16 protein-coding genes are annotated in these 23,749 nt (G+C 35.5%); 11 read left to right on the top strand and 5 right to left on the bottom strand.

Annotated features, from left to right (window positions below):
- Positions 1-32: 32 nt before the first annotated feature.
- A complete protein-coding gene (locus tag V7P73_RS09575; protein ID WP_333853034.1) occupies positions 33-1,130 on the top strand; it encodes a PAS domain-containing sensor histidine kinase in 1,098 nt (365 codons plus the stop codon).
- A 1,073-nt stretch (positions 1,131-2,203) separates the two neighbouring features.
- On the opposite strand, the gene V7P73_RS09570 is transcribed toward V7P73_RS09575, so the two are convergent.
- Complete coding sequence (locus V7P73_RS09570) at positions 2,204-2,713, bottom strand: ferritin-like domain-containing protein (RefSeq protein WP_333853032.1); 510 nt, start codon at positions 2,711-2,713, stop codon at positions 2,204-2,206.
- Between the two features lie 203 nt (positions 2,714-2,916).
- The gene (locus V7P73_RS09565) at positions 2,917-3,138 is read right to left on the bottom strand and encodes a hypothetical protein (RefSeq protein WP_333853031.1); all 222 of its coding nucleotides are present in this window, start codon (positions 3,136-3,138) and stop codon (positions 2,917-2,919) included.
- 893 nt (positions 3,139-4,031) lie between these two features.
- Here V7P73_RS09565 and V7P73_RS09560 point away from each other — a divergent pair.
- The 5 genes from V7P73_RS09560 to V7P73_RS09540 all read left to right on the top strand — a co-directional run bounded on the left by V7P73_RS09560 (position 4,032) and on the right by V7P73_RS09540 (position 12,906).
- Positions 4,032-6,176, top strand: a complete 2,145-nt coding sequence (locus tag V7P73_RS09560) for a catalase (protein ID WP_333853029.1) — start codon at positions 4,032-4,034, stop codon at positions 6,174-6,176.
- A gap of 33 nt (positions 6,177-6,209) precedes the next feature.
- On the top strand, positions 6,210-7,376 hold the full coding sequence (locus V7P73_RS09555) for a zinc-dependent alcohol dehydrogenase (protein ID WP_333853028.1): 1,167 nt from the start codon (positions 6,210-6,212) through the stop codon (positions 7,374-7,376).
- Between the two features lie 1,484 nt (positions 7,377-8,860).
- Positions 8,861-9,151: a helix-turn-helix domain-containing protein gene (locus tag V7P73_RS09550; RefSeq protein WP_313101718.1), complete on the top strand. Its 291-nt coding sequence runs from the start codon at positions 8,861-8,863 to the stop codon at positions 9,149-9,151.
- Positions 9,152-9,249: 98 nt separating this feature from the next.
- Positions 9,250-10,704 carry a DUF3945 domain-containing protein gene (locus V7P73_RS09545; protein ID WP_333853025.1) on the top strand — a complete coding sequence of 485 codons (1,455 nt, stop codon included), beginning with the start codon at positions 9,250-9,252 and terminating at the stop codon, positions 10,702-10,704.
- Between the two features lie 78 nt (positions 10,705-10,782).
- The gene (locus V7P73_RS09540) at positions 10,783-12,906 is read left to right on the top strand and encodes a type IA DNA topoisomerase (protein ID WP_333853023.1); all 2,124 of its coding nucleotides are present in this window, start codon (positions 10,783-10,785) and stop codon (positions 12,904-12,906) included.
- 845 nt (positions 12,907-13,751) lie between these two features.
- Here V7P73_RS09540 and V7P73_RS09535 read toward each other — a convergent pair.
- Complete coding sequence (locus V7P73_RS09535; protein WP_333853021.1) at positions 13,752-14,123, bottom strand: winged helix-turn-helix transcriptional regulator; 372 nt, start codon at positions 14,121-14,123, stop codon at positions 13,752-13,754.
- Positions 14,124-14,185: 62 nt separating this feature from the next.
- Between V7P73_RS09535 and V7P73_RS09530 the strand changes: the two genes are divergently transcribed.
- Together V7P73_RS09530 and V7P73_RS09525 are read left to right on the top strand one after the other, a co-directional pair.
- On the top strand, positions 14,186-14,992 hold the full coding sequence (locus V7P73_RS09530; RefSeq protein WP_333853019.1) for an SDR family NAD(P)-dependent oxidoreductase: 807 nt from the start codon (positions 14,186-14,188) through the stop codon (positions 14,990-14,992).
- Positions 14,993-15,020: 28 nt separating this feature from the next.
- Positions 15,021-15,146 carry a hypothetical protein gene (locus V7P73_RS09525; RefSeq protein WP_333853018.1) on the top strand — a complete coding sequence of 42 codons (126 nt, stop codon included), beginning with the start codon at positions 15,021-15,023 and terminating at the stop codon, positions 15,144-15,146.
- A 523-nt stretch (positions 15,147-15,669) separates the two neighbouring features.
- Here the strand turns inward: V7P73_RS09525 and V7P73_RS09520 are convergent.
- Entirely contained in the window at positions 15,670-15,918 is a 249-nt protein-coding gene (locus V7P73_RS09520) for a hypothetical protein (RefSeq protein ID WP_059153767.1), read from the bottom strand.
- Between the two features lie 635 nt (positions 15,919-16,553).
- Between V7P73_RS09520 and V7P73_RS09515 the strand changes: the two genes are divergently transcribed.
- From V7P73_RS09515 to V7P73_RS09505, 3 genes are read left to right on the top strand one after another with little or no spacing between them, the layout of a single operon-like run.
- Positions 16,554-19,562, top strand: coding sequence for a SusC/RagA family TonB-linked outer membrane protein (locus tag V7P73_RS09515; protein ID WP_333853016.1), 3,009 nt, complete (start codon positions 16,554-16,556; stop codon positions 19,560-19,562).
- 10 nt (positions 19,563-19,572) lie between these two features.
- Complete coding sequence (locus V7P73_RS09510) at positions 19,573-20,937, top strand: RagB/SusD family nutrient uptake outer membrane protein (protein WP_333853014.1); 1,365 nt, start codon at positions 19,573-19,575, stop codon at positions 20,935-20,937.
- A complete protein-coding gene (locus V7P73_RS09505; protein WP_333853012.1) occupies positions 20,937-23,399 on the top strand; it encodes an alpha/beta hydrolase family protein in 2,463 nt (820 codons plus the stop codon). Before V7P73_RS09510 ends, V7P73_RS09505 begins: the two co-directional genes overlap by 1 nt.
- Before the next feature lie 57 nt (positions 23,400-23,456).
- Here the strand turns inward: V7P73_RS09505 and V7P73_RS09500 are convergent, their stop codons facing one another.
- Complete coding sequence (locus V7P73_RS09500) at positions 23,457-23,735, bottom strand: DUF6520 family protein (RefSeq protein ID WP_333853010.1); 279 nt, start codon at positions 23,733-23,735, stop codon at positions 23,457-23,459.
- Positions 23,736-23,749: the final 14 nt, after the last annotated feature.

The raw sequence follows: 23,749 nt of genomic DNA, 5'->3' as shown, positions 1-23,749 counted from the left end.
AACAATAAAAAAATACAATTACCAAAATAGATATGTGTAACCATCTCGAAAATAATCTAGCCTTATTGCATTCGATTATCCTGTCTAGTGATGACGCCATTGTTAGCAAAACGCTGGATGGCATCATAACCAGTTGGAATCCAGCAGCAGAAAAAATGTTTGGTTATTTGCAAACTGAAGCTGTGGGTAAGCATATATCTCTTATTATTCCAGAAGATAGATTAAATGAGGAAGATTACATTATAGGGCAAATCAAGTCAGGTAAAAAAGTGGATCACTTTGAAACCATCCGTAAAAAAAAGGATGGCCAGCTGCTTCCAATTTCAGTAACTGTATCACCAGTCGTTGATAAAGAAGGCAGGATAATCGGTGCATCAAAAATTGCACGCGATATCAATGACCGTCACATTGCACAGCAGGAAAAAGCTGAACTATTAGAAAGGTTAAAAGAGCTGAATCTACGCAAAGATGAATTCATAGCCTTAGCGAGCCACGAACTTAGAACTCCTCTGACCAGTATGGATGCCTATCTCCAGATATTGCTGAGGCATATAAAAGATGAAAAAGTTCTGGTATTTTTGCAGAAAGCATTAACGCAGTCAAAGAAAATTAATCATTTGATATCAGATTTATTAGACGTTTCAAAAATCGAGGCTGGAAAACTAATTCTTCGAAATGAAAGATTCGACATCTGTAAATTGATTCAGGATACCATAGAAACGGTAGGTCAAGCCCATGAATATTTCAATATCACATTTGATTATGACTTCCATTCTACGTTCATTGAAGGTGACCATTATAAACTAGAACAAGTCATCACTAATCTTTTAACGAATGCCATTAGATATTCAGGAGTAAACAACCAGGTTAATGTTACTTTGAAAGTTGGGATAGAGCATCTAACGATCAGTGTGCAGGATTACGGTATGGGCATAAAAGTCGATCACTTCGATGACATATTCTCAAGATTTTATCAGGTTAATCAGTCTAAAGCTGGCGGTTTGGGTTTAGGTTTATACTTATGTAAACAAATTATAGATCAGCATAACGGTCGTATTTGGGTAGAAAGTGAAATTGATAGGGGTAGTATATTCTGGATTGAACTGCCTTTAATATCAGGGCAGCTGTAGAGGAGAAAAAATTATAAAATCGCTATTTATTGCTTTATAAGTCACAAGTTGAACGGCTTTATATAAGAAAAAGTGTTTGCGTTTTTTTTATCACAAAAAGGATGGTTAAAACCTTCTGGCAGAAGGTTTGGTTAGTCTAGACCAATCAAACTGCAATTATATATCTATGAATTTTTGAACTATCTTGCTAGAGCGCATCAGCCATCATTTACTTCGCAAAGGAGAAACCATATCTATTTCTGAGCATGAAACATCCGGTACCTTACAACTAGCATTTTCTCAAATGCCGGTTGCTCAGAATATTTATAACGGGTGCTTAACAATTTTTAACCATCCTCAAATAAATTGGCTGAATTTGCAGATGAATTCAGGCAGATACTTGAAAGCAGAACCGGTGCAGAATTTCTATCCATAGAGGTTGCCAAACAATTTAGATCAGATTGGTCCATTGCAATAACAGGATGTTTTTCTTCAAAAGAAGAATTTGATAATCAAATTTTCGCCTATTATAGTATTCTTTATAAGAATGTCATAGTGACAAGATTGATTTACATCCATTGACGAAAGCAGCGGATGCACAGGAATACTTTGCAGAATATATTTTAACTCCGACAGGGATGGAAATATAACAGAGGTCAATATTGACATTATGCAAAATATTATAAAGGGTTGAGATCAGTTTTTTCCAAGAGCACTAGGTCATTATTATGACGATATTTACAATTTTTCTGTTTTAGCATAAAGAAACAAATCTTATATTGTGCGTTGGTGTAATCAATTATTAGCGGGTGCAAAAACCGATCCGGTATATACAAGAATTACTAAATATTTTTTTTGCGCTGAAGGGTAGGGATTTGGAGGTTTGACGATTTTACAGTGACGTCATCAATTTGACTATACCAACTTTTGCGCAATGTATTATAGACAAGAAAAATAAATTACACTGAGGCTTAAATATATTTACCAGACGGGAAAGACTTCATCCATAACTCCATTTAATTAAAAGTAAAAAGAGAGATAAAATCATAGTAAATTTTATCTCCCTTTGTTTTGGCATAAATTATATTAGTTCATCAACTAAGCTTTTCAAGTACTTTAAATTTATTGTAGGAAATACTAAGTTGTTGCAGTTGTTTACTCACCAAAGCTTCACTTTCTCGGCACAGCTCACCACTGTTAAGTGCATTCTGAAACGCATTTATAGCTGCTTTTTCTCCAAAAACTACGTTTTCAAGTGTGGATTCCACCTTATCAGAAGCAAAAGTGTTTTTTACATCAATCCAAGCCCGGTGAAATGCTCCGGAAATACTAGTCTCATTATCTGGATGACCGCCCTTGCGCTTAATAAGATCAATCAGTTCATCCTTCATATCCCAGGCTTCAGCTACCATATCGTCGTATGCGGGTCTAAGATCTGCATAATTCTGCCATACCTTATCAGCTACTTTGGCAAAGCCAGCTATCCTATCATTCGTAATATTAAGTAAATCGTTTAGGACGGAAATTGTTTTGTCATTATTCATAATTAAAAAATTATTTGGTGATGCTGTAATTTTACAAGAATGATGCCTTATGAGTTTCAAAAATTCATTAATTTGAAAATCTGACTCAAAAAATATTTATAACCTGATTCGCAATATATTTAGAACCTCATAAATGCAAACTTCAGATTTATAAAATGAAATGGAATATTTAAATCATTTTATATTATTGGTATTCGTTGGGTATTGTAATTTTTAATTCACATGAAAAAAAATATCTGAAGTAAAACCCTCTAGAAATTTCTTTAAAAGTTGACTCTAATATTTTTTGGATGCCTCATCAATATTGTTATTTTGTCAATATCATCGATGATTTCATAATCAATTTCTTCATAGGTGTCACTATCTTTTTTTTCGTGGATATCGATTTCCACAAATCCTATATCATCTCGTGGTATTTCTAGTAAAAACTTATTGGAATTATCAGGTCTTGTAAAAGAATCCTTTGTAAAATCTATAAATTGCATAATATGTTTATTTTTAGTGTAAGTAAATTTTATCAAATTATGTGCTAATATATATCCTAAATTAAAAAAATTGGTGAGCTCATTAAACAAATAGGTTGATTATTTATACGATATCTATTAGGACTTAAAGAGTTTAAAATCGAAGAAATTATTGGGTTAAATCATTACAAAGCACACCAGCTTAAACTCTTGCTTTTTGGCCACCAGAATTCATTGTATCGCGCCAATGATTTCTTCTCTATCGCAAAGCCCTTAAAAATCAATAATCAACATTAATACGACTTCTTCCGTTATTAGTAAGTCGATAAGATAATTTTAGTTCGGACTACTAAAGAATCACTTTGAACTAGTCGGGCAATTTTTTTCTTTGGCTATAGACTAAATATCTTCTACCATCAGTAAACTTCTGCTCAAACTTATTAATTTAAATAATACAAAAACCTAAATTAGTCTTACAATGATTAATGCGAATCCCTCCAATTCAGGGATTTGCAAGGAGTGACTTTAAAATATGTCAATGTCCTGTTTAACTTTGGATTAACAAAAATAAATTATTATATGAAATTTAATTTTAGAAGTTACAATTGGAGTGTTTTTCAGTTTTAATAGGGGCAAGTCATCTTATACTATAGAAGCTCTCTCGACAAAAGGTGCAAATTCTACACATTCAATAGGTTTTTCTTTAAAAAGAAAGATCCTATTTCCACAAATATTCCAAATTAATGAATGTTCTTAAAAGCAGATTTGGTTTGCAAGCCTTAAATCGTAATTCTTCATATTTCGTCAAAACTTTATTATGTTGATAATGAGGAATTTTTTGGTATATTCGTAAATAATTGATAGTTATTTTAGTGGAATGGATTTTGTAATTTAAGATACAAATATTCTTACTAATGAAAAAAAAACATTTAACTAAAAATTCTAAGGTCCAACAAATTCAGGATCATACAACTGACAATTTTGATCAGACACTATCAACCAATCAAGGGGTAAAAATTAATAATAATCAAGATTCTCTGAAATCTGGAGAAAGAGGATCAAGTTTACTTGAAGATTTTATCCTTAGAGAAAAGATCACCCATTTCGACCACGAAAGGATTCCTGAACGAATTGTTCATGCAAGAGGTTCCGGTGCACACGGCGTTTTCACATTGACGCAAAGTCTGGAAAAATATACTAAAGCAAAATTTCTGACAGAAGTAGGAAAAGATGTTCCCGTTTTCGTAAGATTTTCTACAGTTGCAGGAAGCCGTGGAAGCACCGATTTGGCTAGAGATGTTAGAGGATTTGCAGTTAAGTTCTATACCGATGAAGGTAATTATGATTTGGTAGGGAATAATATGCCCGTATTTTTCATTCAGGACGCGATGAAGTTTCCTGATCTCGTACACGCTGTAAAACCTGAACCGGATAATGAGATTCCACAAGCAGCTTCTGCGCATGATACATTTTGGGACTTTATTTCATTAATGCCTGAAAGTATGCATATGATTATGTGGTTGATGAGTGACAGAGCCATTCCAAGAAGTTATAGAATGATGGAAGGTTTTGGGGTTCATTCTTTCAAATTCATTAATAATGAAGGTGATGTTCATTTCGTTAAATTCCATTTCAAACCGAAGTTGGGCGTTCATTCCGTAGCCTGGGACGAGGCAACAAAGATCTCAGGAAAAGACCCGGATTTTCATAGAAGAGATTTATGGGAAGCCATCGAAAATGGAGCTTTCCCAGAATGGGAATTTGGTGTTCAGTTGATTCCTGAAGAAAACGAAAATGACTTTGATTTTGATCTTCTGGATCCAACGAAATTGGTTCCTGAAGAGTTGGTTCCGGTTCAGATCATCGGAACGTTAACTTTAAATAGAAATCCGGATAATTTCTTTGCGGAAACCGAGCAGATTGCTTTCCATCCAGGACATTTGGTTCCGGGTATCGATTTCAGTAATGATCCACTATTACAAGGTAGATTATTTTCTTATACCGATACTCAACTATCGAGGTTAGGATCTCCCAATTTCCACGAAATTCCAATCAATAAATCAATCAATACTGTTCACAACAATCAACGAGATGGACATATGCGTCAACAAATCGTCAAAGGAAAAGTCAGTTATGAACCCAATTCTATTGGTGGCGGATGTCCTTTCCAAGCTATGATGAAAGATGGCGGATTCACATCTCATTCAGAACGAGTGGACGGAACCAAAGTTCGTGCAAGAAGCCAAAGTTTCGTTGATCATTATTCTCAAGCCAAATTATTCTACAACAGTCAATCTGAGCCAGAAAAAACACACTTGCAAAAAGCATTGATTTTCGAATTGTCAAAAGTGACCATTCCTGAGATCAGAGAAAGATTGGTGGGACAGTTATCATTCATCAACAAAGATTTGGCTTCAGTTGTTGCAAATAAAGTTGGAGTAGATGTGGTGAAACTGAAACAGCCCAACGGCAGTATTCCTGCAGATGCTGACCCCAAAAGCTTACAAAGTGAAGAAACTGAACCAAGCATAGCTGAATCGGAAGCTTTGAGTATGAAAAATACAGCAAAAGATTCCATAGAAAGCAGAGTGATTGGTTTTATAATGGAAGATGGCGTGAATGCAACCGATGTTCAGATGTTAAAATCAAAATTGGAAAAGAAAGGCGCAGAGGTACAGATCATCGCTGGAAGCCTTGCACAAGTTACTGCTGATGACGGAACCGTTTTCATTCCAAAACATTCTTTAACCAGTACAGCAAGTGTATGTTTTGATGCTTTGTATCTGTGCAGCGGAAAAGATTCTGTCGATATTCTTATGAATGTCGAAAATAAACCAGGAACAATTCATTTTGTGAATGAGGCATATAAGCATTGCAAATCCATCTATTTTGGTAAAGAAACAGAAGCCATTTACAAAGCGAGTCACGTGGCAACAAAAACCCACAGCGATCCTGGGATTGTCAATTCAGAAATTAAAAATGCAGATGAATTATTCATCAAAGCTGTTGCAAATCACCGTGTTTGGGAATTGGAACTTGAAAGGAATAATCCAGCCTAAAATGAAATCAAATCATCAAAAAATATTAAAGTTATGAAAGCAGCAGTTTTTCACGCACCGGGTAAAATTACCTGTGACACAGTAGAAGATCCAATCATAGAAGATCAAAATGATATTATTCTGAAAGTGACTTCAACCGCCATTTGCGGAAGTGACCTCCATATGTATTCCGGAGGGATGCCTCAGCTAAAACCAATGGTAATGGGACACGAGTTTATGGGAATCGTGGAAGAGGTTGGAGCTAATATTTCCCATCTCCAGATAGGGGATAGAGTAGTTGTGCCTTTCCCGATTGCCTGTGGGGGATGTTTCTTCTGCGAGCACGATTTACCAGGAGCTTGCGAAAACAGCAATCCGGATCACTATGGTCCCGAAGGCGGAATCTTAACCGAAAAAGGAGGAGGAATGTTTGGCTACACCGATTTGTATGGCGGTTATAACGGAGGACAGGCGCAGTATGTCCGCGTGCCTTATGCTAATTTCGGTCCTAGAAAAGTACCAGATATTCTGACAGATGAACAAGTTCTTTTCCTGACTGATATTTTCCCAACGGGCTACACGGGTGTAATGTGGGGCGAATTGAAAGGTGGTGAGTCTGTTGCAATTTTCGGTGCAGGTCCAGTAGGTTCTATGGCGGTAAAGAGTGCTATTCTTCATAATGCAGGAAAAGTAATTGTCATCGATACATTGCAATATAGATTGGATCAAATTAAAAAACTGACAGGCTGCGAAACCATTCTTTGGCAGGATGCAGAACAGACTGTGGAGCAGATTAGAGATATGACAGAAGGCAGAGGTGCCGATCTTTGTATCGATGCTGTTGGATTTGAACCTGAAAGAAATTTATTGGATAAAGCTAAAGCTGTTCTGAATTTTGAGAAAGGCTCTATTAAAGTTTTAGAAGCCTGTATGAGTAGTGTTCGCCGTGGAGGAATAGTTTCAGTTCTGGGCGTTTATCCAGTTAATTATGATAATTTTAAAGTCGGTCAAATTTTTGACAAAGGAATTACGTTGAAAGCAGGGCAGTCTCCAGTCCACGCCATTGTTGACAAATTGCTAAAATATGTAGAAACTGGTCAAGTAAGATTAGATGATATCATTACACACAGATTGTCTCTGGACGAAGTGGCAAAAGGTTATGAAATATTTCAAAAGAAAGAAGATAATTGTGTCAAAGTTGTTTTAGACCCTTGGAAATAACAAATAATTAAATTACAAAAAACTGGCGATTTAATAATCTCCAGTTTTTTCATTTCTATAAATTTTCTTATTATTCAAAATTAAATAAGACAATATTTAATCTTAATATTTGTGATTTAGAACATTCAAATATGGTTGTATAAAAACAATTCAAAAAATCTTTTATATCGTAAATGATAATACGTTTCACATAAAATCACAGATATGAAAAATTTAAAATCTTGTAATTGGCCCGTTATTAATTTTCGGACGACGACATTTATCACAATCTAATTTAATGTCTAAAAATCCATACTATTCTATAACAGGAACGCAATCTTTAATAGTAAGCAATGCAGAGTGCAAAAAAATATAGGAGACTAAGCTTTATCAAGTAGTAAAAGAGGCCGGTACCGAGACAGTGTCCCCTGGCAAATTTCCCCCATTTGAAGAAAAAGGTATTACTACTGAGCAGTATGCGAAAAATCTATATTTTTATGCAGTTCAAAACCACCCGTGGATGAACATCTTTTCATCAGCCTCTACGTTAAAACGGTGTTACATATAAAAAAGACATGTCTCACAATATCGAGAGAAGTAAAGTTTGTATGTGGCCGATGTGAATCTCCTCTTGGGCATATTTTTGATGATGATCCTAAACCTATAGGAAAATGATTTTGTATGAATTCGGTCTGTCTCGGTTTTGTTCCCAATTAAAAAAAACGAATGGATAATAATTCATGAAGAGTTATATAAAGAGATTTCCAGAAGTGATATGTGATTTTGCTACATTTTCGATATCATAAAGAAATACGAAAATTTTTCCATTTTGAAACAGCAGTCTATATTATTGTCTCATAATACTCTCGAACATGTAGCCCCACATTTCGATTTGCCATCATTGAAAATCAGTTTTTTGAATTTTGATAAATGAATTTCTGAGTAGATCTTACGAAAAGCATTTTGATTATTTCCTCTGTCACCGTAGTCTTTTGAACGGAATGACTGCAGATTCCTTATAAAAGATCACAAAACTTTGAATAAAAGGTATAAAAGACTTTTGGGAAATGCTAATAAATTATTCCATAAGTTGTTCGGTTGTTGATTCATTTATTACTTTTTAAAGAGAAATAAATTAATTTTTATTACTTTATATAATTAACCTTACCAATTTGGCTTAAATCATTAATATTTTATTTCGATTAAAAATATTAATTTTACTCAAGTATTCTTAAAAAAATTATACTTGACTTTAATTATTCATAAAAAACTTTTCTATCTCCATGAAAGTTTTTAAGAAGTAGAAATCATTAAATTTTTGTCCTTCTAAAAACTTATTTTAATACTGATCAGTGCTCGATCTTTAACAACAATATTTTTTTGAATTTAAAAAATCTTATCGGTACTCCGAAGAAGTAGTGATTTTATTTGCTGTTCAATGCTCAATTTTACCTCATTAAAAGTTGATCAACTGTTCAAAATATTAACATCAAACAATTACTACAATGAATATCGAAAGAACAGAATTTATAGTCTGGATGGAACGAATCATAGAGCGATTTGACATTCTCAAAGAACAGGTGTCAAACCAACGCTCCCAATTTATAGAAGTTGATGGTGAGCAGTTGTTGGATAACCAAGATGTTTTACAACTGCTTAAAATCAGCTCAAGATCTTTGCAGCGTTACCGCACCAATAAAAGGCTGCCGTACTATAGCATAAGCGGAAAGCTCTACTACAAACTTTCCGATGTGCACCAGCTCATCAGGAACAGCCTGAATTCAAAGATCACATAAAGTCAAACACAGCCAAATCATTCGGAAAGATTCCCAATTGAAATTTCCGGGCGGGCTTCCACTATCTTCCGTCCATAAAAATGATAAAATATTGAGTGATGGAAGATAACCAGCCCAGCAACACCAATGAAATCAAGCCGGCAACGGATACGCTTTTGGTCCTGAACATCCATAACAATACGATAGAGATGGTGAAGGGAATTGATAATGAAGGCAAGCTACAAACAGTACCTCCGGAAAACAAGAAAGAAAATGAACAACTTATCAGGGTGGATAAGCACGGGGATCTCTTCTCCAACTTCTTTTCCAACTTTTACCGACAGCTTAAAAACCCGACGCATTTCAACTTCTTCAAAGTTTCGGAATATGATGCGGTCGATACTGCTAAAGACCTTCAGCAGTATGTCGACCAGGCATCTCCTGAAGAAAAAGAACAACTCAAGGAATATGAGATTTTACCTAAAAATACCAACCCATTAAAAAATCAAAAAACAATGGAAAACAACACAGACAACCAGGAATACCGTTTCCAGCCGGAGCAGATCGACTGGAAAACAATGGAAAAATTCGGGCTTACCCAGGAAAAGCTTGAAAAGATGAATGCCCTAGATCCTCTGCTCAGAGGCTACAAAACCAATACTTTAATTCCCATCACCATTAACCTTGGCGCTGCCGTCAGCAAAATGGATGTCCGAATATCCCTACAGGAAGGGGATACGGGCGACATCGGCATTAAGCTTCACGGCATCCGAAGGGAACCCAACCTTAACCTAAAATTCCTGGGTCATGAATTCAGTGAAGAGGACAAGAAGAACCTGATGGAAAACGGCAATATGGGAAGAGTCGTCGAATTGATCAATCCCAAGACAGATGAAATTATCCCTTCCGTTATCAGCCGTGACCGCCTGACCAATGAACTGGTGGCTTACAGGGCAGAGTATATGAAGATTCCAGACGAGATCAAAGGAATCAAATTGGACGAGCACCAGAAACAGACCCTTTTAGAAGGCAAGCCACTCTATCTCGAAGGCATGACTTCTACCAAAGGCACTACCTTCGATGCTACTGTGCAATTCAATGCCGATAAGCGTTATGTTGAATTCATATTCGACAACAATCAAAAGCAGCAGCATAGCCAGTCTCAAAAAGAAAGCAATCCGCAAAACCAAAATCAAAATAAAAACAGCGAACCTCCTAGAGTTTTCAGGGATAAAGAACTGGATGACAAACAGTATGAAAAATTCAAGGCAGGGGAGACGGTCTATATCAGCGGTCTTGTTGACAGCAAAGGCAAAGAATATCAGGGCTACATAACTTTTAACAAAGAGACTGCGAAGACCGACTTCTCATTTACCAATCCCAACAAGCTCAGGGAAAAAGCCCAGCCATCAGAAGCCCATAAAACACAGACGGCTGTAAACACCGATGGTAAAACCAACGAAGCGACCAAAAATATCAAAGAACCGCTTCAATCCAAACAGCAGGAACCTGTTAACAAGCAACAACAGGAACAGCAGAAAAAACCAGCCAGATCAAGAGGAAGAAAAATGTAATGGATACCCCATTCCACTCAGAATCTTCAATCTTTCGAGTATGAATCAACCATAACAACAACCATCAAATCCAAACCTATGAAAGCCATCATTGCAGAAAAACCGAGTGTTGCCAGAGAAATTGCCCAAATTCTTAATGCCAACGACAAAAAAGACGGCTACTTTGAAGGAAACGGCTACTGTGTGACCTGGGCATTAGGTCATCTGGTATCATTGGGAATGCCGGAAGATTATGGCATCAGAGGCTTTGACAAAGCCTCTCTGCCTATCTTTCCCAATCCTTTTATCCTCACTCCAAGAAAGACAAAACAGAGCCAATCAAAAAATTACCAGGCAGACCCCTCTGCCTTAAAGCAGCTCAAGATCATTAAAAATGTGTTCAGTCAATCCACGAGCATTATTGCTGCAACCGATGCAGGAAGGGAAGGCGAGCTGATCTTTCGCTATCTCTACGACTACCTCCAATGCAAAAAACCATTTGAGAGACTCTGGATCAGTTCACTGACCGAAAAAGCCATACAGCAGGGCTTTAAAAACCTTAAGCCAGGTTCAGATTTCGATGGACTTTATAAAGCAGCAAAAGCCAGAAGTGAAGCCGACTGGCTGGTGGGCATCAATGCTACCCAGGCATTAAGTATTGCAGCGAACAACGATGTCTACTCCTTAGGCAGGGTTCAGACCCCAACATTAGCATTGATCTGCAAAAGATTCCAGGAGAACAAAAATTTTAAACAAAAGATATACTGGCAGATCCAGTTACAGCATCGTAAGGATTATTTAAACTTTACAAGTCTTTCAAACCAACAATGGGAAGACAGAAAACACGCAGAGCAGATCTTAAAAACCATAGAACGGAAGGGTAGAGGTACCGTAGAAGATGTGTCCATCAATATCATTAAAGAACAATCGCCATTACTGTTTGATTTAACAGAACTACAAAAAGAAGCCAACCGAAAGCTGGGATTATCAGCCGATGAAGTTTTACAGACTGCCCAAAGCCTGTATGAAAAGAAGTTTATTACCTATCCCCGAACCGGAAGCAAATATATTCCCGAAGACCTCTGGCCGGAAGTCCCTGAGCTCATAAGAATACTCAATCAAACTGACCCATTTAAGCCAGCGATATCAACACTCAAGTTCGGCAACTTCAATAAACGTATTGTCAATGATCTCAAGGTCACAGACCACCACGGACTTTTACCAACTACGAAAATTCCATCCGCTTTGGCAGCTAGTGAAAAAGCCATTTACCAGATAATCGTGAACCGCCTGCTTGAATCATTATCAGAGCACTGCTCCAAAGAAGTCAGCCACATCATTATCAAAGTCCATCACTACGAATTCAGAATACGAGGCTCCAAGCTACTGCACAAAGGCTGGCGAGCCATCAGAGGCCTATTGACTGATGAAGCGAGCCCAGACCAAGATAATAACAGCAATAATAATAGCAATAATAACGAAACACCAGAACCCCAACTCATTGAACTTCCGGAATTTAAAAAAGGCGATGAGCTTAAAATCTCATCCACAGAACTAAATGAAAAACTGACCAGCCCTCCAAAACTCTACACCGAAGCTGACCTTTTATCTGCTATGGAAAATGCAGGCAGACAAATCGAAGACAAAGAACAGCAAATAGTTTTATCAAACATTGGTATCGGTACTCCCGCTACACGAGCCTCCATCATTGAAACCTTGATCACAAGAAATTACGTTACCAGAAAAAGCAAAACACTGATCCCAACCGACAAAGGCGGAAAGGTTTATGATCTTATCAAAGACCAAAAAATAGCCAATGTCCGGATGACCGCAGAGTGGGAGATGGCACTCCATCAGATTGAAAACAGAGAACTCAATGCAATCCAGTTCATCAGCGACATCAAAAACTACACGACGGAAATCACCCAAGAAATTCTTTCACTCAACATTCCCCAAAAAAACATACCTGAACTTAAATGCCCCAAATGCCAACAGCATAACCTCACCATCAAAGAAAAGATCGTCAAATGCCCGGATGAACAATGCCAATGGATTTTATTCAGAATGATATGCGGCATACAGCTTAGCATCGATCAGATCACTTCCCTCATAACAACCGAAAAAACACCGCTCATCAAAAACTTGAAAAGTAAAAACGGTAAAAAGTTTGAAGCGTTCATCATTTTGAAAGATGACTATACTACAGCTTTTGAATTTTCTTAAGATCAATAAATTCCAAATTAAATAATCAAACCTACTTTCAGAACGAAAAGTGGGTTTTACTTTATTGTTTTAGAACATAGCAGATTTAAAGCAATGACCAATATTTACTTTTCAACAGTTTTAAAGCTTTCATTATTTTTATCTTTTTCGCTATTATCTGAAGTTATATTCTATAATTCACTAAAAGTTCAAATAACTCTGAGTGTAAAGGCGCTGCTCCTGATAAGTATTCCAGATTCTATCATCTAAATGTCAATTTATTATCAAGTGATTTGTTTGGCATCTTTTGTCTCTCTACTTTAGTAAATTTGTGAAGCATTAAATTAATGAAAAAAATTATATATTACTCAAAGAACGATCTAGCTTGGATATATTCTGTCGAGCAGATCAACAACTACTTAAATGATAATAGGCACCTGTCTGAGGCAGTAGAAATAGATGATATCTTAGAACGACAACATATTATTGATTATCTATAAAATGGATTTTTACATAAAGATTGGAGTTCTACAGACATTGTCACTTATAATGCAGTTATAAAAGATTTTAAAAAAGAGATTGCGCAGTACTTCAAAAATTTAAAGTGGGAAAACATCCAAGATATGTTCTCTCACATTTCATATAGCTACACCAAAACATTTTGGTTTCTTGTAAATAAAACAGGAATTTATAAAACGATTAATAGTAATCCCAGATATTCATCATCATCAATTATCTCACTAAGAAACTTGTTTCGAGCAAAAGATAGTTTTTTATTTAAAGTATCAATTTCGTCAGATATTTTCTTTTTCTCTTTTAATGGATTAGAAAGTTGCAGTAAACTGAACAGATAAATACTGTAAAAGTCAGTTTTTATAACGTTTCATCTCAAACAGTTCATTTTCAATCTGCTTTTTCCCCCAATGATGCAGATATTCGATGAAGGGAATCAGTTCATTTCCTGTTTCAGTCAAAGAATATTCGACTTTAGGAGGAACTTGATGGAAAACCTTCCTGTTGACGAGTTTATCTTCTTCCAATTCTCTTAAAGTCTGGGTAAGCATTTTTGTAGTAATATTCGGAATAGTTTTCTTCAGTTCGCCGTAACGCAAGATATTCTGAATGCTCAAATGCCACAAAATCATCCCTTTGTATTTTCCTCCAATACGTTTGAATGCATAGTCAACCGGGCAAGGTAAAAACTGCACATTTACATCTGTTTTATCTTTATTTATCATTTAAAGCATTGATTATCAACAATAGATACTTTTTAGTATATAAGATACATAAAAGTACATACTTGACACAAATATACTATAAATATAACTTTGCAGAATATTTAAAGAAAAAGAAAATGGATTTAAAATTAAAAGACAAAGTTGCCGTAGTTACAGGCTCATCAAAAGGTATCGGTGCAGGTATTGCAAAAGAACTGGCAAAAAATGGAGCAAAGGTAGTAGTGAACTATGTATCTGGTAAGGAAGATGCAGAAAAAGTAGTTTTAGAAATAGAGAATAAGGGCGGGACAGCTATTGCAGTGCAATGCGATGTGAAAAGTGCAGATGATGTGAAAAGAATGTTTCAGCAAACGCAAGATACATTTGGAAGACTGGATATTTTAATCAATAACGCAGGTTTTGGAAAATTTGAACCTCTTGCAGAAATAACTGAAGATAGTTTTCACAATCAATTTGACACCCACGTTTTAGGAAACTTACTTTGTACGCAGCAGGCGGTAGAATTATTTAAAGGTGAAGGTGGGAGTATTGTCAATATAAGTTCGACAGTTAGTCAGAATCCGTTTCCAGGCTTACTTATTTACTCTGCTGCTAAAGCAGCTATCGATAATATGACTAAAACTTTAGCGAAGGAACTTGGCGCACAACAAATACGTGTCAACACAATCGCACCGGGTGTTACCCGTACCGAAGGTAATATAGCTTTAGGAATTACTGAAAGTGATATGGAAAAGCAAATGGTATCAATGACACCTCTAGGACGTGTTGGCCAGACTGAAGATATTGCCAAGGTCGCTGTATTTCTTGCGTCCGATGATTCCAATTGGGTTACAGGTGAAAGAATTACTGTAGCTGGAGGACTGCTTTAATAGCTGTACATTATAAATTAACGCTTTCGTGAGCGAAGGCCATAATATTAAAAAGCTTCCAAAGAATCTGGATATTGATTTGATTGGGATGATATCGCAGGACAACATAGATGAATATCACGCAAGCCCTGTTGAAGAATCCGCTCAGTATTAATCCCAGTCCCTCATTGGTCTTGGTCTCTCTGTGAGCGTACAAGTTTATAATTTTTGAATAACTCGATTCAAAGCCTGTAATAAATACCCTCTTCATTGTTTCCGTTAGCACCTACTTTATTCCAATGCATTATTGTTGGAATATCCGCACGAAATATTTAGTTTTCCGGAACCATCACTTTTTGGACGAATCTGATGCGCAATGAGCCTTTCATGTATTCACGCCTTTTGGTGCGCAATGGGAACAATGTTAAATATTCCCTCGATCCATTTAGAGACTATCTGCATCATTTCGAAGTGGTTCTGATTATCAATTTTGTTGCTTATTAAGAGAAGATACAAGACGGATCTATTTGGGATATTATATGCAAATCTTCAGCAAAATGTTTCGAAAATTCTTAATCTTTGACTACTTGTCAGAACAAAAATCTGCTGAAAAGGAAGAAGTTCTTGATCGATGTTCAGATCGCTACTATAAAGAAATTAATAAGTAAAAGTAAATCCTAACTTATCATAGTTAGGATTTACTTTTTTATATCTTGGAACAATTGTTCTAAAGTGATTTCTTTCTTTCTACAAATTTTAGCTATAGTCTTTATAGACATATTATAATCAGTCTTTGATGTGCCTAATGCTATATTTTTGATTCTCCTTACCGTACTTTCTTCTATTTCGCACTTGGACGCAAACTCTCTCTGTGATTTTGCTTTTGAAATCCAGCCTGTATAAACATACTTGCAAATAGCAATAATTACATCTTTTTCTTCGTCCATTACGACAAATTAAAAGAAAGACAAAAAAAATTGTGCGGTTTTCTGTGCGCAATAGAAAAAAATCTTTATATTTGTAAAATAGGTTACAATAAATGTAATTTTGCGATACTTCAAAGAATAATAGAAGCTATTGCTTAGAATCTCGCTTAGAAAACTGGTAATTTACGGAACGAGAGGATAAGTATTAAGCTCACGACCTAGGCGTGGGCTCTCTTATCTGTTCCAAGGCATACCAGTGCCCCTAAGCTGATAATGTAGAGTCTCACGCTGTTTTTTCAATGCTGTTCGCCCTATCTCTACATTACAATCTAAGCCCGCTTCCTAAAAATAGTATCAGACTACACGATACAATAGGAGGGTACAACCTATTGCGGCTTTCAATAGCTCACACGGGACACAGATTCATTCATATTAAATTCTTTCCGGTGCCTGGCGGTCACTGCTTACAGAACCTCACCAGTCCTTTTTCATACCAAAGGGCATCAGGAAAGTTTTACTAAAAAATGAATCAAAAAAACTACTCAACTTAAAAACAGATGAATGTAAAAAGCCCCTTCCTGTCAGTCGCCTAAAACATCAGGAAAGAGCGTAGTTCAGTAATTAATCTTTAGAAAATTAAAAACCTTTACAAATCTATGAAAAATTCCTATTACACTATAGGAGGTATTTTCTTTGGCCTTATGCTGACCACCGTCAGCACCAACCTAAAAGCCCAAACCCGCAACATTTCCGGTACGGTTACTACATCTGGCAAGCCCCTAGCAGGAGTGATTATCTCCCAAGAGGGCAGTCAGCAGGTCACAACCACCAGCGCCAACGGAACCTATACCTTGCAGGTCACAGCAGAAAATCCCATCTTATGGTTCAGACACCCTGATTATTCAGAAGAAAAATTCACACTCACTAATCAGACCGTCGTCAATATTAGCTTAGAACAAAAAGTAAAGGGAATCGAAGAAGTTATTCTCAACGCTGGCTATTATAAGGTAAAAGACAAAGAAAGAACCGGTAGTATTGCCAAAGTTTCAGCAAAAGATATAGAAAACCAGCCTGTGACCAATGTACTGTCAGCAGCACAGGGTAGAATGGCAGGAGTCAACATTATTCAAGCAGGCGGAACAGCTGGAGGAGGCTTTGATGTTCAGATTAGAGGAAGAAATAGTCTTCGAACAATTCTTAACAGTCCTGTAAATGGAAATCAACCTCTTTATGTGGTGGATGGAATTCCTTGGAGTGCAAACTTGACGTCCAGTTATTCTGTTGGAATTCTTCCGATGAGCTCTATCAATCCACTTAATTCAATAAGCCCGGATGATATCGAAAGCATCGAAGTTTTAAAGGATGCAGATGCTACAGCTATTTACGGATCGAGAGGAGGAAATGGTGTCATATTAATCACCACAAAAAAGGGGAGTACAGGTGCTGTTCGGCTTACAGTCGATACAAATTACGGGATCAGTAAAGTAGCGAATCAAATGAAGCTGATGAACACAGAACAATACCTTAAAATGCGAAGAGATGCTTATACTAACTACAACGTCACTATTCCCGCAAATGCCTATGATATTAATGGTGTCTGGGATTCAAATCGCTATACTGATTGGCAGAAAACGCTTATAGGAAATAATGCAGAATCTTCCAGTGTTCAATTGTCAGTAAGTGGCGGTAGTGAAAGAAATCAGTTCTCTATTAGTGCTTCACATTCCAGTCAATCAACTGTATTTCCGGGAGATTATAAATACAAGACCAATATTCTTAATTCCAATTATAACTATATAACTCAAAATAGAAGGTTTTCACTAGCATTTAGTAATATTCTGTCGAGCTTATCTAATAATGTTATTAGTAACGATCTAACCAATAGATCTTTGAATTTGGCTCCTAATGCACCTGCATTATTTGATCAGTCAGGAAATTTAAACTGGCAAAATAATACATTTACTAATCCTTTAGCTTTACTGAACGGGCGTTATGAAAACAAAGTTCTACAGATTAACCAAAACATTAAAGCTTCGTATGAGGTTTGGAAAGATTTAAAATTTCTTTTAAATGGGGGGATAAACATTCAGTCTTTAGAAGAATACAGCCTAGCTCCAAACACCATGTATAATCCTGCTTTTGCATCAGGCGCTTCTCCAGCACGTTCTTCATCTTCAAGAGGGACCAGCAATCTAATGTCATATATAATAGAACCTCAAATAAGTTGGTTTAAGGATTTAGGAGCAAGTAAATTGGATTTTCTTTTAGGATATACTTTCCAGATTAATAATTCTAAATCTTCTGCAATTACAGCGTCAGGATTCGCTAGTAATGCACTGCTTTATAATCTTGCTGCGGCATCACTCATTACACCTAGGGATTTTAATGACTTTGATTATAAGTATACAGCTGTATTTGGTAGGGTTAATTATCGACTTATGAATCGATATATAATTAACCTGACAGCGAGACGGGATGGCTCAAGCCGCTTCGGACCAAATAATCGGTTTTCCAATTTTGGAGCAATAGGAGCAGCTTGGTTGTTTTCAGAAGAATCTTTACTTAAAAATTCCAAATGGCTTAGCTTGGGAAAGTTAAGAGGAAGTTTTGGACGTACTGGGAGCGATCTCATTGGAGATTTTCAGTTTACCAATTCATATTCTGTTGCTACCAATTCATATAACGATGTTCCGGCGTTGTATCCCTCAAGATTGTTTAATCCTGACTTTACGTGGGAAAAGACTGATAAATTGGAAGCAGCTTTGGAATTATCACTATTTCGTAATTTATTTAATATCACAACAGCTTATTATAGAAATCGTTCTTCTAATCAATTGGTAGGAATTCCTCTCGCCTCGACAACAGGATTCTCAAATGTGCAGGCTAATCTTAATGCTACTGTTCAGAATTCAGGATGGGAAATTGAGGCTTCTACCAATCTGCTTAAATCTACAAATTGGAAATGGAATGTCAGTTTTAACATTTCATATCCTATGAGTAAGCTATTATCTTTTCCAGGCTTGGAAGGCTCAACGTATGCAAATACCTATGTAATAGGTCAACCTACCTCCATCGTAAAAGTTTATCAGTACGAAGGAATTGATCCTGTAACGGGACAATATATCTTTAAAGACTTTAATCAGGATGGTAAAATATCTTCTCCGGAAGATCAGTTGGCAATAAGAAATGTTGGTACCAAATATTTTGGCGGTTTTCAAAACCAAATAGCTTACAAGAATTTCAGTCTATCATTTTTACTACAGTTTGTAAAGCAGAATTCCTGGAATTATTATCGAACGATGACAACACCAGGTAATATGAATAACCAACCTGAAGAGTTTACAAATGTGTGGACGTCTACAAATCAAAATGGTATCATAATGCCTTACTCACCAGGTACAATTACAACTACTAACACGCTTACATCAAATTTTAAAAACAGTACAGCAGCTATTAGTGATGGCTCGTTTATAAGATTAAAGAATGTACAGATCAATTATAAACTTCCCTATGTAAATAAAGTTGTCAGTGAAGCGAGGATATATATTCAAGGTCAGAATTTACTGACGTGGACCAAATTTATAGGATTAGATCCTGAATATACAGTAAATGGTTATTTACCTCCCTTAAAAACAATTTCAATGGGATTCCAATTAACTTTTTAAAAATAATTTTATGAAAACATATACATTACTAATCGGGATGATCATATTAACGATGTGGTCTTGTGAAAAGAGTATTGATGTTGATTTTCCAAATACTCAAATTGATGTGACACAGGTATTTGAAAATGTTAGTACAGCAGATGGTGCATTAAGCAATCTTTATGCAGAAATGTACAATTTTTCGGTATTAAATGGAGGAACTGCAGGAACAGGAGCCTTGCTTGGTAGCTATACAGATGATCTTACCTGCTATATGGCAGCTTCTTTGGGTGGGGCTCCAGATATTTATAATAACCAACAAATACCATCCAACTCAGTTATTAAAAATCTATGGGCTAATTCTTACAAAGAGATTTATCTTGCCAATTCAATCATAATTGGAGTTAACTCATCTTCAGGTATAGGCATTAAAGACAAGAATAGAATCAAAGGTGAGGCTTTATTTTTACGGTCTCTTATCTACTTTTATCTCTCTCAAATATTTGGTGATGTACCTTATGTAACGACAACCGATTATACAGTGAATCAGAAAATTGGGAAGACTAGTTACCAAGATTTGAATGGATTCATTCATAATGATCTTGCTTTATCAATTGATCTGTTGGAGGATAACTACCGCCACTCGGATAGAATTTATCCTAATAAAAAAGTTGTACAACTACTTAGGGCTATAATCTATATGCATGAGAATAAGTGGTCGGATGCAGAGCTTCTGCTGAAAGATATTAAAAATAGTACTTTATACAGTTGGGAGGCAGATGTTTCAAAAACTTTTAAAAAAACAGGTAAGCATATTCTCTGGCAGTTTAAACCATTGCAGGCAAACCAACCTACAAATGAAGCAGCAATGTATTATTTTACGACTGCAGCTCCAACAGGTTATGCTTTGTCAAATAGTTTGATAAATTCTTTTGAATTGACAGACATGAGATTACAGAAGTGGATTACCAAGATGACAATAAACCAAAATGTTTTCTACCGATGTAATAAATATGTAAATGTCATAAATAATACTGATGAATACTCGATTTTATTCAGATTGGAAGAAGTTAATCTTTTGTTAGCTGAATCCTTGGTAAGACAAGATAGAAGAGAAGAAGCACTACCATTTATTAATGCAGTGAGACAAAGAGCAGGTATTTCTAATTTAGGATTATTATCAAATGAGCAAATACTTGAAGAATTACTAAAAGAAAATAGGAGAGAGTTCTTTGCAGAAAAAGGTAACCGCTTTCTTACTCTAAAGCGTTTTGGTAAACTTGATAATTTAAGCCCTGTGAAACCTAATTGGAAGACTTTCCACAAGCTATGGCCTGTTCCTTTGAGTGATATTTCGCTTAATCCTAATTTAAATCCTCAAAATTCTGGTTACTAATGAAAGTCTTTTTGACATACTTAGGGTTTTTATTCTGTTGTCTGTATAAAGCGCAGTCTAAAGACCAAATTATTCCTGATTCCTTAAAGAGGCACTATTACAATATTAGTTTCCCTAAAATATCACCTAACGAAAAATATGTAACTTTTAATAAAGCATATGATACTAGTTCAGATACCTTGGTAGTCATTGATAGAAATAGTAAAAACCTGGTAATATTTGAAGGCGGTAATATTTTAGCTAATAATGTAAATTTTACGATTAATGGTAATTTATTGATGCGTCAGGGTAAGAACTTGCAAATGTTATTGCTACCCTCTTTAAAATTAAAAGTTTGGAAAGATAGTCAAGACTATGCTTGGATTCGAGAACTTAATTTAATTTTTCTGCTACAAGGAAAAGTGCTTAAGATAATTGACGGCGAGGGAAAGGAAAATGATTCTATAAATGAGGTAATCAGTATAAAAAAAGTAAAAAACACTTTATACTTCACAACGCAGGATAATAACGAAACTTACAGTCTTCACGAATGGAATTTAAAAAATACTAAAAAATTATATTCCTCTACTAATTCAAAAATGGAAATTAAATATCAAGATCAGGCTGGTTTTTTCATTTGGGAGAAGAATGAGAGTAATCAGCAGGGTCAGTTATCATACGTAAGTGCTGAGAGTAATCAATTATTTCATTGTACTAATTTTAGGGAATCTATTAAAAATATTGATATTGCTAAATTAGAAAATGATAAGTATTACATTCATTATTATCCTGAGATTCAATCAAAGCCAAAAGAAACTATGGAGGTCTGGTATGGGAATGATAATAAAATCCAAACTAAGTTCTTTGAAGATTACATTGGAAAATATTTCATTTTGTCTACCAAAACTGGAAATTCAAGTGAAATTTTAGATCAAAAGTTGACACATCATGCTTATATAGGCAGTAGTAGATATTTACTTTCCTTTGATCCATATTATAAACATGATTACACAAAACGTTTTCCAACATTTAACTTACATCGGTACGATACAGTTCTAAATAAATTCGATTTCATTGTTGATTCCGGTTCAATGGTTTTTACTGATCCGAAAGGACAGTGGGTTTTAACTCATAATATGGATGGTAAATGGAAACTTTATGAAGTAGCAACTTTAAAAGGTACTGAAATTCCACTTGACAAGTATGAAAATGCTTATTTTTCTAAAGATGGCAAAACAATTCTTTTTGAAGGATTGGGACAAGTTTATGAATATCAGATTGCGAAGAAGAAATTACAAAATCTTCCTCTTAAGCTAGGATACAGAAATAAAGTTAAAAATGGGAATATGCAAAGCATTATTTCATCTTATAATATTTTTCGAAGTAGTTATGATTCACATAGTCCTGTCATCATAGATCTTTATGATAGAGACAATATCAAAAATGCTTGGGTTTCCCTTGGAAATAATTCTGTAAAGGATCTTATAGAAATTACAGATGATGACGTGTCGTCCGTTGAATGGAGTGAGGATTTAAAAAAACTTATCTATGTAAAAAGTAATATCAATAAGCCTCCTCAACTTATTCTAGGCGGAGATAGGCAAGAAGAAATCCTTTATGAAAGCAATTCAAAGGATATGGAGGCTAAGCACATTTTGTCCAAAATGATTACATATAAAAATAGCAGGGGAGAACCATTAAAGGGTGTTTTAATATTTCCTCTTAATTTTAAGAAAGAAAAAAAGTATCCAATGGTTGTTGCGATATACCAAAAGTTGAGATATATGGCGAATAAATATAACGTTGATGGTATTGGAATGAATTTTCCAACAGAAGGTATAAATGTTCGTAGTTTACTACGAAAGGGTTATTTCGTTTATATGCCCGATGTTGTTTTTGATTCAAGGGGAACAGGAAGATCGGCATTAGACTGTATCACAAATGCTATGAAAGCTCTTAATGCATATAATTTTATAGATTTTAAAAAAGTAGCACTAATAGGACATTCACATGGTGGTTATGAAACAAATTTTATTGCTACACAATCTAACCTTTTTGCAACATATATTTCAGGTGCTGGAAATAGTGATTTGGTGAGATCTTATCATTCATTCAACTACAATTTCAGTCGTCCTTTTTTCTGGCAGTTTGAAGATGGGCAGTACGAGATGCCCGAATCTTTTACTGATAATAAGATGTTATATATTGATAACAGCCCAATTTATCATTCTCAGACGGTACAAAAACCAATCTTACTTTGGACAGGTAAAAAAGATTTCAATATTTTTTGGGAGCAAACAATGGAATTTTATTTGGGGCTTAGAAGAAATCATAAGAGAGTTATCGCACTTTTTTATCCAGACGATGGACACAATTTATTTAAAATAAATAATCGCATTGATTTATATAGTCGAATTTCTGATTGGTTAGATTTTCATTTAAAAGACAAAGATGTACGATGGATTAATGAAATGAATAAATAATAAAGCTGTCTCTAAAATTATTACTTTGTAAGCGATGCATTTAGAGACAGCTATTGTTTAATTTGGTTGAGTATGCGTCAACTGATTAGGACATACAGAACCGTTTAATTGATAAAGAGGTTCAGCTCCCATACCAATATCTGCTGTACAGACAAATGATCCTGATGTATCGCAGTCTTTTAAACTGTCAACACATTCTGGTGTTTCACCTTCTCTAAACACGTAACCTCTAATAATGGCTAACTTGTCATTTTTCTGTAAATGAGTAGCGTATGCGCTACCTGCTCCCGCAAGCAATATAAATGCTGGCAAAAGGAGATTTCTAAAATTTTTCATAAGAATGATTTTTT

The sequence above is a fragment of the Epilithonimonas sp. genome, from assembly GCF_036780765.1.
GTDB lineage: Bacteria > Bacteroidota > Bacteroidia > Flavobacteriales > Weeksellaceae > Epilithonimonas.
Note: the sequence above shows the minus strand (reverse complement) of the source record. Positions and strands in the feature narration are given on the sequence as shown.